13 protein-coding genes are annotated in these 13,581 nt (G+C 71.4%); 9 read left to right on the top strand and 4 right to left on the bottom strand.

The window, feature by feature from the left end; all coding sequences use genetic code 11:
* Positions 1-96: 96 nt before the first annotated feature.
* The 4 genes from DI005_RS24355 to DI005_RS24340 all read left to right on the top strand — a co-directional run bounded on the left by DI005_RS24355 (position 97) and on the right by DI005_RS24340 (position 4,836).
* Positions 97-2,472 carry a bifunctional (p)ppGpp synthetase/guanosine-3',5'-bis(diphosphate) 3'-pyrophosphohydrolase gene (locus DI005_RS24355; RefSeq protein ID WP_113643696.1) on the top strand — a complete coding sequence of 792 codons (2,376 nt, stop codon included), beginning with the start codon at positions 97-99 and terminating at the stop codon, positions 2,470-2,472.
* A 30-nt stretch (positions 2,473-2,502) separates the two neighbouring features.
* Positions 2,503-3,282 carry an enoyl-CoA hydratase-related protein gene (locus tag DI005_RS24350; RefSeq protein WP_112274578.1) on the top strand — a complete coding sequence of 260 codons (780 nt, stop codon included), beginning with the start codon at positions 2,503-2,505 and terminating at the stop codon, positions 3,280-3,282.
* Between the two features lie 203 nt (positions 3,283-3,485).
* Positions 3,486-4,028: a MarR family winged helix-turn-helix transcriptional regulator gene (locus DI005_RS24345; RefSeq protein ID WP_113643654.1), complete on the top strand. Its 543-nt coding sequence runs from the start codon at positions 3,486-3,488 to the stop codon at positions 4,026-4,028.
* Positions 4,006-4,836 (top strand): alpha/beta fold hydrolase, encoded by an 831-nt coding sequence (locus DI005_RS24340; RefSeq protein WP_113643653.1) that lies wholly within the window; start codon positions 4,006-4,008, stop codon positions 4,834-4,836. The genes DI005_RS24345 and DI005_RS24340 overlap by 23 nt, the downstream gene beginning before the upstream one ends.
* A 19-nt stretch (positions 4,837-4,855) precedes the next feature.
* On the opposite strand, the gene DI005_RS24335 is transcribed toward DI005_RS24340, so the two are convergent.
* The gene (locus DI005_RS24335) at positions 4,856-5,647 is read right to left on the bottom strand and encodes an aminotransferase class IV family protein (protein ID WP_233520298.1); all 792 of its coding nucleotides are present in this window, start codon (positions 5,645-5,647) and stop codon (positions 4,856-4,858) included.
* On the bottom strand, positions 5,647-6,498 hold the full coding sequence (locus DI005_RS24330; protein WP_112274574.1) for a peptidylprolyl isomerase: 852 nt from the start codon (positions 6,496-6,498) through the stop codon (positions 5,647-5,649). The genes DI005_RS24335 and DI005_RS24330 overlap by 1 nt, the downstream gene beginning before the upstream one ends.
* A 126-nt stretch (positions 6,499-6,624) precedes the next feature.
* On the opposite strand from DI005_RS24330, the gene DI005_RS24325 reads away from it, so the two are divergent.
* A complete protein-coding gene (locus DI005_RS24325) occupies positions 6,625-7,290 on the top strand; it encodes an MBL fold metallo-hydrolase (RefSeq protein WP_112274888.1) in 666 nt (221 codons plus the stop codon).
* Complete coding sequence (locus DI005_RS24320; protein ID WP_113643652.1) at positions 7,287-7,955, top strand: hypothetical protein; 669 nt, start codon at positions 7,287-7,289, stop codon at positions 7,953-7,955. Before DI005_RS24325 ends, DI005_RS24320 begins: the two co-directional genes overlap by 4 nt.
* On the opposite strand, the gene DI005_RS24315 is transcribed toward DI005_RS24320, so the two are convergent.
* Both DI005_RS24315 and DI005_RS24310 read right to left on the bottom strand, forming a co-directional pair.
* Positions 7,912-8,220, bottom strand: a complete 309-nt coding sequence (locus DI005_RS24315; RefSeq protein WP_112274570.1) for a hypothetical protein — start codon at positions 8,218-8,220, stop codon at positions 7,912-7,914. The two genes, DI005_RS24320 and DI005_RS24315, sit on opposite strands and share 44 nt — an antisense overlap.
* A gap of 97 nt (positions 8,221-8,317) precedes the next feature.
* Entirely contained in the window at positions 8,318-9,748 is a 1,431-nt protein-coding gene (locus tag DI005_RS24310) for a YibE/F family protein (RefSeq protein ID WP_113643651.1), read from the bottom strand.
* A 273-nt stretch (positions 9,749-10,021) separates the two neighbouring features.
* On the opposite strand from DI005_RS24310, the gene DI005_RS24305 reads away from it, so the two are divergent.
* Genes DI005_RS24305 through DI005_RS24295 form a run of 3 tightly spaced genes read left to right on the top strand, consistent with a single transcriptional unit; the run spans position 10,022 to position 13,523 of the window.
* The gene (locus DI005_RS24305; protein WP_112274566.1) at positions 10,022-10,276 is read left to right on the top strand and encodes a DUF485 domain-containing protein; all 255 of its coding nucleotides are present in this window, start codon (positions 10,022-10,024) and stop codon (positions 10,274-10,276) included.
* Positions 10,273-11,808: a cation acetate symporter gene (locus tag DI005_RS24300; RefSeq protein ID WP_112274564.1), complete on the top strand. Its 1,536-nt coding sequence runs from the start codon at positions 10,273-10,275 to the stop codon at positions 11,806-11,808. Before DI005_RS24305 ends, DI005_RS24300 begins: the two co-directional genes overlap by 4 nt.
* A complete protein-coding gene (locus DI005_RS24295) occupies positions 11,805-13,523 on the top strand; it encodes a thiamine pyrophosphate-requiring protein (protein WP_113643650.1) in 1,719 nt (572 codons plus the stop codon). The genes DI005_RS24300 and DI005_RS24295 overlap by 4 nt, the downstream gene beginning before the upstream one ends.
* Positions 13,524-13,581: the final 58 nt, after the last annotated feature.

Here is a 13,581-nt window from a genome sequence, read left to right as displayed (position 1 = left end):
TGGTTCAGCGCGCTCCTAGCCCGGGGAGGACACGGACCGGCGTCGCCGCGGGTTACGCTAGGTGTCTAACAACCGCGCGATGAGCTGGAGGTGCGGGTGGGCCAAGAGCTCGATTCCGTCGTGGCAGCCCATTCGGACGGTGACGCGCGCGAGTCGCAACCGGCACAGGCGGCACCGTCCGCACAGCCCGCGCGTCCTGTCCCGAACGGCGGCGCCACCAGGGCGCCCTCGGCGACCAGGCGGGTGAGGGCCAGGCTTGCGCGGCGCATCACCGCCCAGCGTGCCGCGTCCGTGAAGCAGGTGCTCGAGCCGCTCGCCGCGATCCACCGCGAGCTTCACCCGAACGCCGACCTGACCCTGCTCCAGCGCGCCTACGACGTGGCCGAGGAGTTGCACCGCGAGCAGCGCCGCAAGTCCGGCGACCCCTACATCACCCACCCGCTCGCGGTGGCCACGATCCTCGCCGAGCTGGGCATGGACACGACGACGCTGGTGGCGGCCCTGCTGCACGACACCGTCGAGGACACCGGCTACTCCCTGGACCAGCTGGGTGCCGACTTCGGCGAGAAGGTCGCCCAGCTCGTCGACGGCGTCACCAAGCTCGACAAGGTCAAGCTCGGCCACGCCGCCGAGGCCGAGACCATCCGCAAGATGGTGATCGCCATGGCGCGCGACCCGCGCGTGCTGGTGATCAAGCTGGCCGACCGGCTGCACAACATGCGCACGATGCGCTTCCTCCCGCCGGAGAAGCAGGCCCGCAAGGCCAAGGAGACCCTGGAGGTCCTGGCCCCGCTGGCCCACCGGCTCGGTATGGCAACGGTGAAGTGGGAACTGGAGGACCTCGCGTTCGCGATCCTGCAGCCCAAGAAGTACGACGAGATCGTCCGCCTGGTCGCCGACCGCGCGCCGTCCCGCGACACATACCTGCGCTGGGTGATCGGGGAGCTGACCAAGCAGCTGGACTCCTCACGCATCACAGCCAAGGTCGAGGGCAGGCCGAAGCACTACTACTCGATCCACCAGAAGATGATCGTCCGCGGCCGCGACCTCGACGACATCCACGACCTGGTGGGCGTGCGCATCCTCGTCGAGGACGTGCGTGACTGCTACGCCGCGATGGGCGTGGTGCACGCTCTGTGGCAGCCGATGCCGGGCCGGTTCAAGGACTACATCGCCCAGCCCCGGTTCGGTGTCTACCAGTCGCTGCACACCACGGTGATCGGGCCGGACGGCAAGCCGCTGGAAGTGCAGATCCGCACGCACGAGATGCACCGCACCGCCGAGTACGGCATCGCCGCGCACTGGCGGTACAAGGAGACCAGGGGCACACACAGTGGCAACGCCGTCGACATCGACGAGATGGCGTGGATGCGGCAGCTCCTCGACTGGCAGCGGGAGGCGGCCGACCCCGGCGAGTTCCTCGAGTCGCTGCGCTACGACCTCGCGACGCGCGAGATCTTCGTGTTCACGCCCAAGGGCGACGTGATCACCCTGCCCGTCGGGTCGACACCGGTGGACTTCGCCTACGCCGTGCACACCGAGGTCGGGCACCGCTGCATCGGCGCCCGAGTCAACGGCAGACTCGTCGCGCTCGAGCGCAAGCTGGAGAACGGCGAGGTCGTCGAGATCTTCACGTCCAAGGCCGAGGGCGCGGGCCCGAGCCGGGACTGGCTGTCGTTCGCCGGGTCGCCGAAGGCGCGGGCGAAGATCCGCCAGTGGTTCGCCAAGGAGCGCCGCGACGAGGCGATCGAGGCCGGCAAGGACGCCATCACCAAGGAGGTCCGCAAGGTCGGGCTGCCGATCCAGCGCCTGGTGTCGGCCGACTCGATGGGCGCGGTCGCCAAGGAGCTGCGGCACGGCGACATCAGCTCGCTCTACGCCGCGGTCGGCGAGGGGCACACGAGCGCCAAGCACGTGGTGCAGCGGCTCGTCGCGCTGATCGGCGGCGTGGAGGAGGCCGAGGAGGAGCTCGCCGAGCGGGCCACTCCGTCCACGGTCACCCGCAGGCGCGGGGCCGGCGACGTCGGCGTGATCGTCAAGGGCGAGAGCGACATCTGGGCCAAGCTCGCGCGCTGCTGCACCCCGGTACCCGGCGACGAGATCCTCGGCTTCGTCACGCGTGGCGGCGGGGTCAGCGTGCACCGCACCGACTGCACCAACGCCGACGACCTGCGCCAGCAGCCGGAGCGCCTGGTCGAGGTCGAGTGGGCGCCGTCGGAGTCCTCGGTGTTCCTCGTGGCGATCCAGGTGGAGGCGCTCGACCGGCACCGCCTGCTCTCCGACGTCACCAAGGTGCTCGCCGACGAGCGCGTGAACATCCTTTCGGCGTCGGTCACCACCTCGCGCGACCGCGTGGCCGTCAGCCGGTTCACCTTCGAGATGGGCGACCCGAAGCACCTCGGTCATGTGCTCAAGGTCGTGCGCAACGTCGAGGGTGTGTACGACGTGTACCGGGTCACGTCCGCCTCCTGACCCGCGCGCGGGCTCCTAGGGTGTGGATCCATGACCGACGGGATCGAGCTCGAGCATGACGGTGAGGTTGCGCGGCTGACGCTGCGCAGGCCGGAGAAGATGAACGCCATCAGCTTCGGCATGTGGTCGGCGATTCCCGGCATCGTGGCCGGGGTCGAACGCGATCCGTCGGTGACGGTCCTCGTGCTGACCGGTGCGGGAGAGGACTTCTCCGCGGGCGCCGACATCGGTGAGTTCCGCGACCTGCGCTCGTCGGCGGAGGGCGCCGCCACCTACGACAAGGCCGTCGAGGCGGCGGTCGCGGCGCTGGCGTCCATGCGCAAACCGAGCGTGGCGATGATCAGGGGCAACTGCATCGGGGGCGGCTGCCAGCTCGCGGTGGCCAGCGACTTCCGGTTCGCCGCGGAGGGTTCCCGCTTCGGCATCACGCCGTCCAAGCTCGGCATCGTCTACCACTTCGACTCCACCCGCCAGCTCGTGTCGCTCGTCGGGCCTGCGAACGCGCGGTACTTCCTCCTGTCGGGCCTGCTCGTGGACGCGGTGCGGGCGCGTGAAATGGGCCTGGTCAACGAGGTGTTCCCAGCCGGTGCGCTTGAGGAGTCCACAATGGACTTCGTGCGGACGCTGGGCTCGCGCTCGCAGGCCTCGATCCGGGGGATGAACCGGATCATCGAGAAGATCGTGGCGGGACAGGCGGAACCCGACTCCGAAGTGGACGAGATCCGCGCCGCCGCCGTGCACGGCGAGGACTACGCCGAGGGTGTCGCCGCCTTCCTCGAACGCCGCCCGCCGAACTTCACCTTCCGCTGACCGAGCCAGCCCGCCCGCCCGCCCGACTGCCCGCCCGACCGCAGTGAAGGCCACCTTCACTGCGTGGAATCGAGCACAGCGGCGCGTCAGCGTCTCGGTTTGGGTGGTGGGGGGGAGACGGGCGGGCGCAGGCATGGTGGCCTTCACTGCGGTCGGGTTCCGGCGGCTTGACGAGTCATGAGTAATGCATGTAGTAATGAGTGATGCATGACTCCCGGCGGACCGCGAACCTGCTCGGCGCGACCGCGCTCGCCCTGACCGATCTGGCCCTCGGCGGCGCGACCGAGGCCGCGAAGGTCAGCGCGAGCGGTGCCGCGGCGCTGGTGTCGCTGACGGCCCATCCCGGCCTGAGCGTGACGGAGCTTGGGCGGCGCGTCGGGCTGACCCAGTCGGCGGCGGCTCGCATGGTCGACTCGCTGGTGGCGGACGGCCTCGTGGAGCGGCGGGCCAGTCCGTGGCACAGCCGGATGACGATGCTGCACCCCACGAGAGCGGGCAGCCAGGCGGCACGGAAGGTGCTCGCGGCGCGGGCGAGCCCCCTGACCGACCTCGTCGCCGTACTGGACGAGGACGACCAGCGGACGCTCGACCGGCTGCTCTCCACGCTGCTCACCCGGCTCTATGACGAGGTGGGCAACGCCCAGTACCTGTGCAGGCTGTGCGACCGGAAGTGCTGCGTCACCGACGCGACGTGCCCGGTGGGACAAGCGGAACGGGAGCGGGATGAACGCGTGGCACCTGCGTGAGTCCTGGCGCAGCCGGCTCGGCACCGTGCGCTGGGACCGTTTCGGCGATCCGGGCGGCGAGCCCGTGGTACTCCTGCACGGCACGCCGTTCTCGTCCTACGTCTGGCGTGGCTTCGCCCGCGCGTTGACGGGCCGCCGCGTCCACGTCTGGGACATGCCGGGGTACGGCTCCTCGGAGAAGTTCGACGGCCAGGACCTCTCGCTCGCCGCGCTGGGCGAGGTGTTCCGGGACCTGCTGGAGCACTGGGGCCTCGCCGAGCCCGACGTCGTCGCCCACGACTCGGGCGGGGCCGTGGCGCTGGGCGCGCACCTGCTGCACGGTGCGCCCTATCGCAGCCTCGCGCTCGTCGACGCGGTCGCGCTGGGGCCGTGGGGGAGCCCGTTCTCCCGCCTGGCGGGCGAGCACGCGGGCGTGTTCGAGCGGCTGCCCCCGGCGTTGCACCGCGCGCTCGTGCGGGAGTACGTCCGCTCGGCCGCCGCGCGGGAGCTGCGGCCGGACGTGCTGGATGCTCTCGTCGCACCGTGGCTCGGCGACGAAGGGCAGCGCGCGTTCTACCGGCAGCTCGCCCAGCGCACGGCCGACGCGGAGTACACCACCGCGATGCGGGACCGCTACGCCACGATCGACCTGCCCGTACTGGTGTGCTGGGGTGCCGACGACGCGTGGGTCCCCGCCGCGAGAGGGCGGGAGCTCGCCGCCCTGGTCCCCGGTGCCCGGCTGGAGGTCCTGCCCGGGGCGGGACACCTCGTCCACGAGGACAGTCCGGTCGAGCTGACCGTGGCCCTGACCGGGTTCCTGGGCCGCTAGGGCTCTCCGCCGGAGGGCACTAGATCCGCTCCAGCGGGTTGCCCTCGTAGGCGCGCCGCAGCAGCGCGGTGAGCTCGGGGTCCACCGACAGCTCCGCGTCGTCGATGGCCGACACGGGCTGGCCGGGGTTGCCGGAGTTGCACAGGAATGCGCTGCGCTGGGCGCGCGCCCGCTCCAGCGGCAGCGGGCGGGTGACGCTCGCGACGCCCAGTGCCGCGAGACCCCGTTCGAGCAGCAGCCGCATCGTGCCGCTCAGTTGTCGAGCCTGCGGCCACACCACGGTGTCGCCGTCGAAGAACCCGGCGTTCCAGATCGAGGCCTCGGACACGTTGCCCCCGGCGTCGACGAACAGCGCGTCGTCATAGCCCGCGAGCCTCGCCTCCCGGGTGTGGTGCAGCAGTCCGAACGTGCCGACGTGCTTCACCTCCGGCAGCGGGCGCTGGTAGCGCACCGAGCGCAACCGCACCGGCGCGGTGGACGCGACGCTCGGCGCCCGCAGGGTCACCAGCACGTCCGGGTCCACCGGCTCGATCCGCCCGCCGGGGGCCGCGAGGGAGAAGAGCGTGACCCTGGCGGTGACGGCGCCCGCGCCGTCGACCGCGCGGCGCAGGTACTCCCGCACCAGCGCGATGTCGAGTTCGCTGCCGAACAGCACCCTGGTGCCTTCGGAGAGCCGGCGCAGGTGCAACGCGAGGCCACGGGTGTGCCCGTCGCGCACCTGCAGCGAGGTGAAGTGGCCGTAGTTGACCACCGCGGGGACGGCGAGCTGCTCCGCCGTCGCCGGGGCTCCGTTGACGTGCGCGAGCAGCATCAACCGACGGTGACGCCGGTGAACTTCACCTCGGTGTTGGGCTTGCCGCCGCCGGGGCTCGGCTCGAACGCGCCGTCGTGTCCTCCACGAGCGACCTCGTCGATGACCTCGAGTCCTTCGTCGGAGATCGTCCCGAACACGGTGTAGTCGGGGGAGAGCGGCGCCTCGCCGAAGACCATGAAGAACTGGCTGCCGTTGGTGTCCGGGCCGGAGTTGGCCATCGCGAGGATGCCGCGGCCGTACTTCAGCTGCTGGAACGTCTCGTCGGCGAAGCCGTAGCCGGGGCCACCGCTGCCGCTGCCCGTCGGGTCGCCGCACTGCAGCATCTGCAGGCCGGTGGTACCGATGCGGTGACACGAGGTGTCGGTGTAGAAGCCCTGCTCGGCCAGACTGACGAAACTGTTCACCGTGCACGGCGCGAGCGCGCGGTCGAGCGTCAGCGGGATGTCGCCGACCGTGCTCTGCAGTGTCACGTTCACCGTGCCCTGCGAGGAGACGTTCTGGCCGTTCGGCGGGTTCACCGGCTTCGCGGGCTCCCCGGAGGCCGGGTACTCGCAGTTGGTCGGGTTGGGCAGCGGCTCCGGCCTGGCGGCGGGCTGCACGCGCTGGGTGGGGATGTCGATCTGCTCGGACGACGGCGCCGGTGACGGCGACTCGTTCGGCTGCTCACCGGCGGCGTTGTCACCACCCTGGGTGGAGAGCACCACGATGAGGCCCGCCACGACCACCACCACGCCGACGGTCACGCCGACGCCGATGATCTTGCGTCGCTTCGCCCGCTCGGCCCTGCGGACGAGCTGCCGCTCGAGCTTGCGCTTCGCGGCCTCGCGGCGCTGCTGGTTGGTCGCCACCTGCCCTCCCAGATCTTCTCGATGTCACCCGCCTGGCAGTAGGCGGCAGTCTATGGGCACTGTCTGTGAGGACCCTGTACAGGGGCGGCTAGGGTGGGGCAGATCCCAAACGCGGAGGTGGATTTCGTGCTCGTCGTCGGGTTCCCGGCCGGCGCGTTCCAGGCGAACTGCTACCTGCTGGCCGCCGACGCCGGTCACGGCTGTGTGATCGTGGACCCCGGCGAGGGCGCACGCGAGGGTGTCGACGCCGCGCTGCGGGAGCACCGGCTCACCCCGGCGGCCGTGCTCGCCACGCACGGGCACTTCGACCACGTGTACTCGGCAGCCGAGATCGCCGACGCGCACGGCATCCCGGTGTGGATCCGGCCCGAGGACCGCGTGCTGCTCTCCGATCCGCTGAAGGGGCTCGGCCCGGAGCTCGCCGCCGCGTTCGGCTCCGTCAGCCTCACCGAACCGCGCGACGTCCGGGAACTCGGCGACGGCCCGCTCGAGCTGGCCGGGCTGCGGATCACCACCGGTCACACACCGGGGCACACCCCCGGCTCAGCCGTGTTCCGGCTCGACAGTGACGAGGGCGGGCAGCTCGCGCTCACCGGCGACACACTGTTCGCGGGCTCCATCGGCCGCACCGACCTGCCCGGCGGCGACGCCAGGGAGATCGCCAGCTCGCTGCGTACCCTGCTGACCTACCCCGACGACACCGTCGTCCTTCCGGGGCACGGACCCACCACGACCATCGGCCGCGAGCGGGCCACGAATCCGTTTCTGGAAAACGGCGGGGGGATGTCATGACCGAACCGGAACCTGCCCAGCGCGAGCCGGGTCCCGAGCCGGACCGGATCCCGCTCTACGGGGACGACGCGGCACTGCGCCGCAAGCGCATGGTTTCCGGGCTCGTCGGCGTCGTTCTGTTCGCGGCCGCGTTCGGCGGCATCGCCGGCCTCATCGGCGGCCAGGTGACCGGGCTGGTCGTGGCCGGGATCATCGCGCTGCCGCTGCTCTACCTCGTGTCCTACAACGCGCGCCGCCAGGTGTGGCTGGAGGGCAAGACGGTGGTGGTGCGCAACTGGGGCAGCAGGCGCATCGACCTCGTCACGGCGGGGCGCATCGACCTGCTGGTCTCCGACGTCCGCGGCACCCGCACGGTGAGTCTGCTGGTCAACGCCGCCGAGCGGGGCAAGGCCATCAAGATCGACCTCGCCGTCTACGCCGGCACCGGTGGTCGCGAGCTGGGCATCCTCGCGCTGCGGAGGCTGGCCGACGCACTGCTGAACAACATCGACGCCAACGGCGTGGTGTTCTCGGAGTTGCTCGTCGCGCAGCTGCGGTCGGAGGCGCGCGGCGACGCCGCGGCCGACCGCCCGCTCTACCGGCTCGCGTCGGCCGCGCCGTCCGGCAAGCTGGTCCAGCGCTTCACGATGGACGCCGTGAACCGGTTCGTGGCGACCCTGGAGTGACGGCCTGCCCGTCCGCTCCCGGAGTGGTCAGGCGGCGTTCGATCGCGGTCAGCTGCGCGCGCATCGCCTCGAGCTGGTAGACGATCTCCGGCAGTTCCTGGGCGGCGAACACCGACAGCCGTTCCAGCTGTTCGCCCGTCTCCCGCAGGTCGCCGAGCAGCGCCGCGATCCTCGGCAGCGCCTCGATCGCCGCGTGGGCGGCGCGGCCGGCTCGGAGCGCGGTGTCCAGCACCCGGCGAGGGCTGGCGAGAGCTGAACCGAACATGGCGCCTCCAGCCGGGAAGGTTGCCCTGGACACGCCACTTCGTACCGCACCGGCGGCTGCCAAGGGGAGGCGGGGCGTGCCGGTGAGGCTGGTGTGACTACGGAGTATTCGCGGGGCTGATGTGATCCGGCAGATCCTCCCGGACGACGATCAGGGCGGCCAGCAGGGTGGTCACCGGCACCGCGGCGACGATGCCGATGCTGCCCGCGAGCGTGCGGACGATCTCGGACGCGATGTCCTGCGAGCCCAGGATCGAACCGAGCCCCACGCCCGACAGCGAGGCCAGCAGCAGCACCGGCAGGGCGGCGCCCGCGTAGGCCATCACGAGCGTGTTGACCGCCGACCCGACATGGTCGCGGCCGATGCGCAGGCCCGCGCCGTAGAGCTCGCGCCAGCCCAGTGACGGGTTCGCCCTGCGCAGCTCCCACACGGCGCTGGTCTGGGTCACCGTGACATCGTCGAGCACGCCGAGCGCGCCGATCACCACCCCGGCCAGCAGCAGGCCGCGCGCGTCGATGCCGTGACCGAGCGAGGCGATGAGCGTGGACGTGTCGTCGCTGAGCCCGGTCAGCTCCGACATGGCCGAGAAGATCGCCGACAGGATCCCGATGAGCGTCAGGGACACCATGGTGCCGAGCACGGCGACCGACGTCCGCGCGGACAGGCCGTGGGTGAGGTACAGGGTGACGAACATGATCAGCCCGGAGCCGGCGATCGCGACCAGCAGCGGGTTCTCGCCGTGCAGGATCGCGGGCAGCACGAACACGGCGAGCGCCACGATGCTCAACCCGAGCGCGACGAGCGCGGCGAGGCCACGCCAGCGGCCGAGCGCGATCACCGCGAGCCCGAACAGCCCGGCGAGGATCAGCAGCGGCGTGCCGCGCTGGAAGTCCTGGATCTGGTAGGACTCCGAGTCCTCCGGCTGCGCGCCGCTGTAGGCGAGCACTACGGCGTCGCCGACGGCGAAGCGTGGTGTGCTCGGCTCGAGCGGAATCGTCTTACGGATGGTGGTGCCCTCGGCGTCGCCGTCGGTGAGCAGGACGTCCACGGTGAGGCACTCGCTGCCGCCCTGCGGCGGTTCCCCCACCTGGACCTGCCCCGGCGCGAGACACGGCCCGGCCTCCGCCGCGGTCACCTCGCCGTGCACCGGCGTGCCGACCGCGTTGGCGCCCAGCGCCGCCGGCTCTCCCCACGGGTACAGCAGCGCCACCCCGGTCACGGTCGCCAGCGCGAGCGGGGCGAGCAGCGCGATCAGCAGCATCTTCACCCGGCGGGACGCGGGTTCGGCTGGTCCGTGGCCGTGGCCGTGCCCGACGGGGAAAGCGGGTTCCCTGCGCTCCTCGGGTTCCCTGGGCTCCTGAGGGCGCTGTGGCGCGCTGCGCGGTCGCGCGGTCCGCCGCGTGGATTCGCGCTCCGGTGTCGCGCGCCGGGCGGTGTGCCTGCGCGGACCCGAGGGACGGTTCTCCCGTGGCTCGGCGGGGACCCGGCGGATGGGGCCGGTGTCGTCGTCGGAGATGTCGCGTGGCACCGGCCTATCTTGCGCCAACTCACCGGAACCGTCCCGAAGGCCCCCGCGTCAGAGCTGATCGAGAACGGGGTCCGGACGGCGGCGTGGTACGGAGTCGGTCCCGCCGGTCACGTCCGGCTGGGGGTCGGACGTGACCGGGGTGGGCCACCGCCACGCCGTCCCGTTCTCACCCGGCTTCTCTCCGGCAGATTCCGGCGAGCGAAACGGCCGCGTTGTCGCCCGTGCCGCCCGCCCGCGACCCTCCCGCGTACACCGAACGCGAGGAGGCAGGACGTGGACGAGCGTACGCCGCGGCCCCCGGAGCGACACGAGTTCCGGGTGCGCAGAAGGATCGCGTTGGCCGGCGGTGCGCTCACGCTCGTGGTGTACCTCGCGATTCCCGCCCTCACCGCGTTCACGACCCTGTTCGACGGGCACCTCGGCCCCGTCGGGCTCGGCTACGTGGCGGCCGCGTTCGCGATCCTGTTCCCGCTCGGCGGCGCCTACGCCTACTGCCGGTGGGCCAACCGAAGGGAGGGCGCGTCATGAACGTCCTCGCCGTCGTCGTGGTGATCGGGATCGTCGCGATCACCCTTGGTCTGACCAGCTTCGCGGCGCGCCGCAACCGCGACACCGATGACCACTACATCGCGGGCAGGCGCGTGAGCGGCTGGCAGAACGGCCTCGCGCTCGCCGGCGACCAGCTGTCCGCGGCGTCGTTCCTCGGCATCACGGGCGCGGTGGCGCTGTCCGGATTCGAGGGGATGTACCTCGCGCTGGGCATCCCGGTGGCCTACCTGCTGGTGCTTCTGGTGATCGCCGAGCCGCTGCGCAACCTCGGCCGGTTCACCCTCGCCGACGCGGTGGCCGCGCGGTTCGACGGCCGGCTGCTTCGCGGTGTGCTCGCGGTGGCGTCGCTGATCCTGTCCGTGGTCTACATGCTCATCCAGTTCGTCGGCGCCGGCCTGCTCGCGCAACTGCTGCTGGGCGTCGACTTCACGCTCGCCGTGCTGCTGATCGGCGCGCTCATGACCGTCTACACGTTCCTCGGCGGAATGGTCGGGACCACCTACATCCAGGTGTTCAAGGCGGTTCTGCTGATCGCGACCGTGCTGGTGATGCTCGGCATCGTGATGTCGCGGACCGGCTGGAACCCCGTCGGCTCGATGATCGAGGCGGAGCGCGAGTTCGGCAGCGAGGTCGTCGTGCCGCGGCACGACGACACCACCGCGGGGCTGAACAACCTGTCCCTCAACCTCGGCGTTGCGCTCGGCATCATGGGCCTGCCGCACGTGATGATCCGGTTCCTGACCGTGCGCGACGCCAGGGCCGCCCGCCACTCGGCCCAGTTCGCGATGTGGCTGTTCGCGTTCTTCTTCCTCACCCTGCCTGTCTTCGGGTACGCGGCGCTGCGCGAGGTGGGCCGGGAGCAGATCCTCGCCGACAACCCCGGCGGCAATCTCGCCGCGGCCCGGCTCGCGGAGATCATCGGCGGCAACCTGCTGTTCGCGATCGTCGTCGGCGTCGTGATGGCCACGATCCTCGCCGTGCTCGCGGGGCTGTCCATCGCGTCATCCGGCGCGGTCGCGCACGACCTATACAACGTCGCGATGCGCGAGGGAAAGGTCAGCCGCCGCAGGCAGTTCGTGGTCGGCCGCGTGGCCGGGGTGGCGATCTCGGTTGTGGCGATCCTGCTGGCACTCGGCGCCAAATCGCTCAACGTGGCCTTCCTCGCCAACGTCGCGTTCGCCATCGCGGCGAGCACGACGATGCCCGTGCTGCTGCTGACGATCTACTGGCGGGGCTTCAACCGCGTCGGCGCGACGTGGGGACTCGTCGGCGGGCTGGTGGTTTCACTGGGACTGGTGCTGATCGGTCCCGACGTCCTCGGCGAGGACCACTTGTTCCCGCTCTCGGTGCCCGCGCTCGTGTCGGTGCCGGCCGGGTTCTTGTGCGCGTGGCTCGGCAGTCTTGTGGGCAGGAACCGGCCGCAGGCGCGGGGTATCCCGTACGACGACCTCGTCGCGATGGCGTTTCCCCGGCGGCGGAGCACCGATGACAGCGAGGAAGTGATGGCGTGAACGGGTATTCGACGAGCAGGGCCTTCCTGGAGGCACTCCACGAGGGCGGCGTCCGGTACGTCTTCGCCAACCTCGGCAGCGACCACCCGGGGCTCGTCGAGGCGTACGCGCGGGCGAGGGCCGACGGGACCCTGGGCGAGCTGCCCGAGCTGGTGATCTGTCCCCACGAGAGCGTCGCCATGTCGGCGGCGCAGGGCTACGCGCAGGTGACCGGTGTGCCGCAGGCCGTGGTGGTGCACGTGGAGTGCGGCACGCAGAACATCGGCGGCATGTTGCACAACGCGGCCAAGGGCCGCGTCGGGGTGCTGCTCTACGCTGGCGCGTCGCCGTTCACGCAGGAGGGTGAGCTGCCGGGCAGCCGCAACGAGTTCATCCAGTGGATCCAGGACGTGCACGACCAGCGCGGCATCGTGCGCGGATACACCAAGTACGACAACGAGATCCGCACCGGGCACAACGTCAAGCAGCTCGTGCACCGGGCGTTGCAGCTCGCACGCAGCGAACCGGCCGGGCCGGTGTACCTCGTCGGCCCGCGCGAGGTGATGGAGTCACCCGCGCCCCGGCAGCACGCCGACCCCGCTTCCTTCGGTCCGATCGCTCCCTCGGCGCTCGCGCCGGAGGTGGTCGAGCGGATCGGCGACGCCCTCGCCGGGGCGCGCAACCCCGTGGCCGTGACGTCCTATCTGGGCCGCGACCCGGAGGCGGTGCCGGGGCTCGTGGAGCTGTGCGAGACGCTGGCGCTTCCCGTGCTCGAGTCGGTGCCCATGCACGTGAACTTCCCCGGCGACCACCCGTTGCACTGGGGATACCAGTGGAACGAGCAGCGCGACAACCCGCTGCTGGCCGCCGCCGACGTGGTGCTCGTGCTCGGCAGCGACGTGCCGTGGATCCCGGTGAAGAACCGGCCCTCGCGGGACGCGCGGCTGTTCGTCGTCGACGTCGACCCGCTCAAGGAGCAGATGCCGCTGTGGCACGTCCCGGCCGAGTGTTTCGCGAGGGCCGACCTGCGCACGGCCGTCACCCAGCTCACCGGGTACGTGCGGGGCCGCGTGGACGCCGACGTGGTGGCCGACCGCGCGGCCCGTGCCGCCGCCGAGCACCACCGCCAGGTCCGCTCGCAGGTGGAGCGCGAGCAGCCGGACGGGGAGGTGATCACGCCGGAGTATCTGGTGGCGTGCGTGCGGGAGGCCATCGACGACGACACGATCGTGCTCACCGAGGCGATCACCAACTACCCGGTGGTCAGCGAGCACCTGCGGCGCTCGCGGCCCGGCTCCCTGATCGGCTCCGGTGGGGGCTCGCTCGGCTGGTCGGCGGGTGCGGCGATCGGGGTGAAGCTGGCGGCGCCGGAGCGCACGGTCGTGTCCTTGATCGGCGACGGATCCTACCTGTTCGGGGTGCCGTCGTCGGCGCAGTGGGTGGCGCGGCGCTACGGCACTCCGAGCCTGACGGTCATCTTCGACAACCGGGGCTGGAAGGCGCCGAAGATGTCCACGCTCGGTGTCTACCCGGACGGGGTGGCGGCCCAGCGGTCGGACTTCCCGGTGGGCTTCGAGCCCGAGGCGGACCTCCCGGGCATCGCCGAGGCCGCGGGCGGGGCGTGGGGCCGGACGGTGCGCGCCGCGAGCGAGTTGAAGGGCGTGCTCGCGGAGGCTCTCGGAGTCGTGCGGTCCGGACGCTCGGCGGTGGTCAGCGTGCACGTGCCGGACGCCTGAAGCTTTCAGTCAGTGGAAACCCCGGTTGATCTGGGCTGTCGTGATCGTCACCATCACG

The sequence above is a fragment of the Prauserella sp. PE36 genome, from assembly GCF_003311655.1.
GTDB classification, from domain to species: domain Bacteria; phylum Actinomycetota; class Actinomycetes; order Mycobacteriales; family Pseudonocardiaceae; genus Prauserella_A; species Prauserella_A endophytica.
The sequence above is the reverse complement of the archived record's forward strand: the minus strand, read 5'-3'. Positions and strand labels throughout refer to the sequence as shown.

Coding starts and splice junctions, on each gene's coding strand:
- DI005_RS24350 (WP_112274578.1), top strand. CDS start 2,503: ATGACCGACGGGATCGAGCTCGAGCATGACGGTGAGGTTGCGCGGCTG.
- DI005_RS24345 (WP_113643654.1), top strand. CDS start 3,486: ATGCATGACTCCCGGCGGACCGCGAACCTGCTCGGCGCGACCGCGCTC.
- DI005_RS24340 (WP_113643653.1), top strand. CDS start 4,006: ATGAACGCGTGGCACCTGCGTGAGTCCTGGCGCAGCCGGCTCGGCACC.
- DI005_RS24335 (WP_233520298.1), bottom strand. CDS start 5,647: ATGCTGCTCGCGCACGTCAACGGAGCCCCGGCGACGGCGGAGCAGCTC.
- DI005_RS24320 (WP_113643652.1), top strand. CDS start 7,287: ATGACCGAACCGGAACCTGCCCAGCGCGAGCCGGGTCCCGAGCCGGAC.
- DI005_RS24315 (WP_112274570.1), bottom strand. CDS start 8,220: ATGTTCGGTTCAGCTCTCGCCAGCCCTCGCCGGGTGCTGGACACCGCG.
- DI005_RS24300 (WP_112274564.1), top strand. CDS start 10,273: ATGAACGTCCTCGCCGTCGTCGTGGTGATCGGGATCGTCGCGATCACC.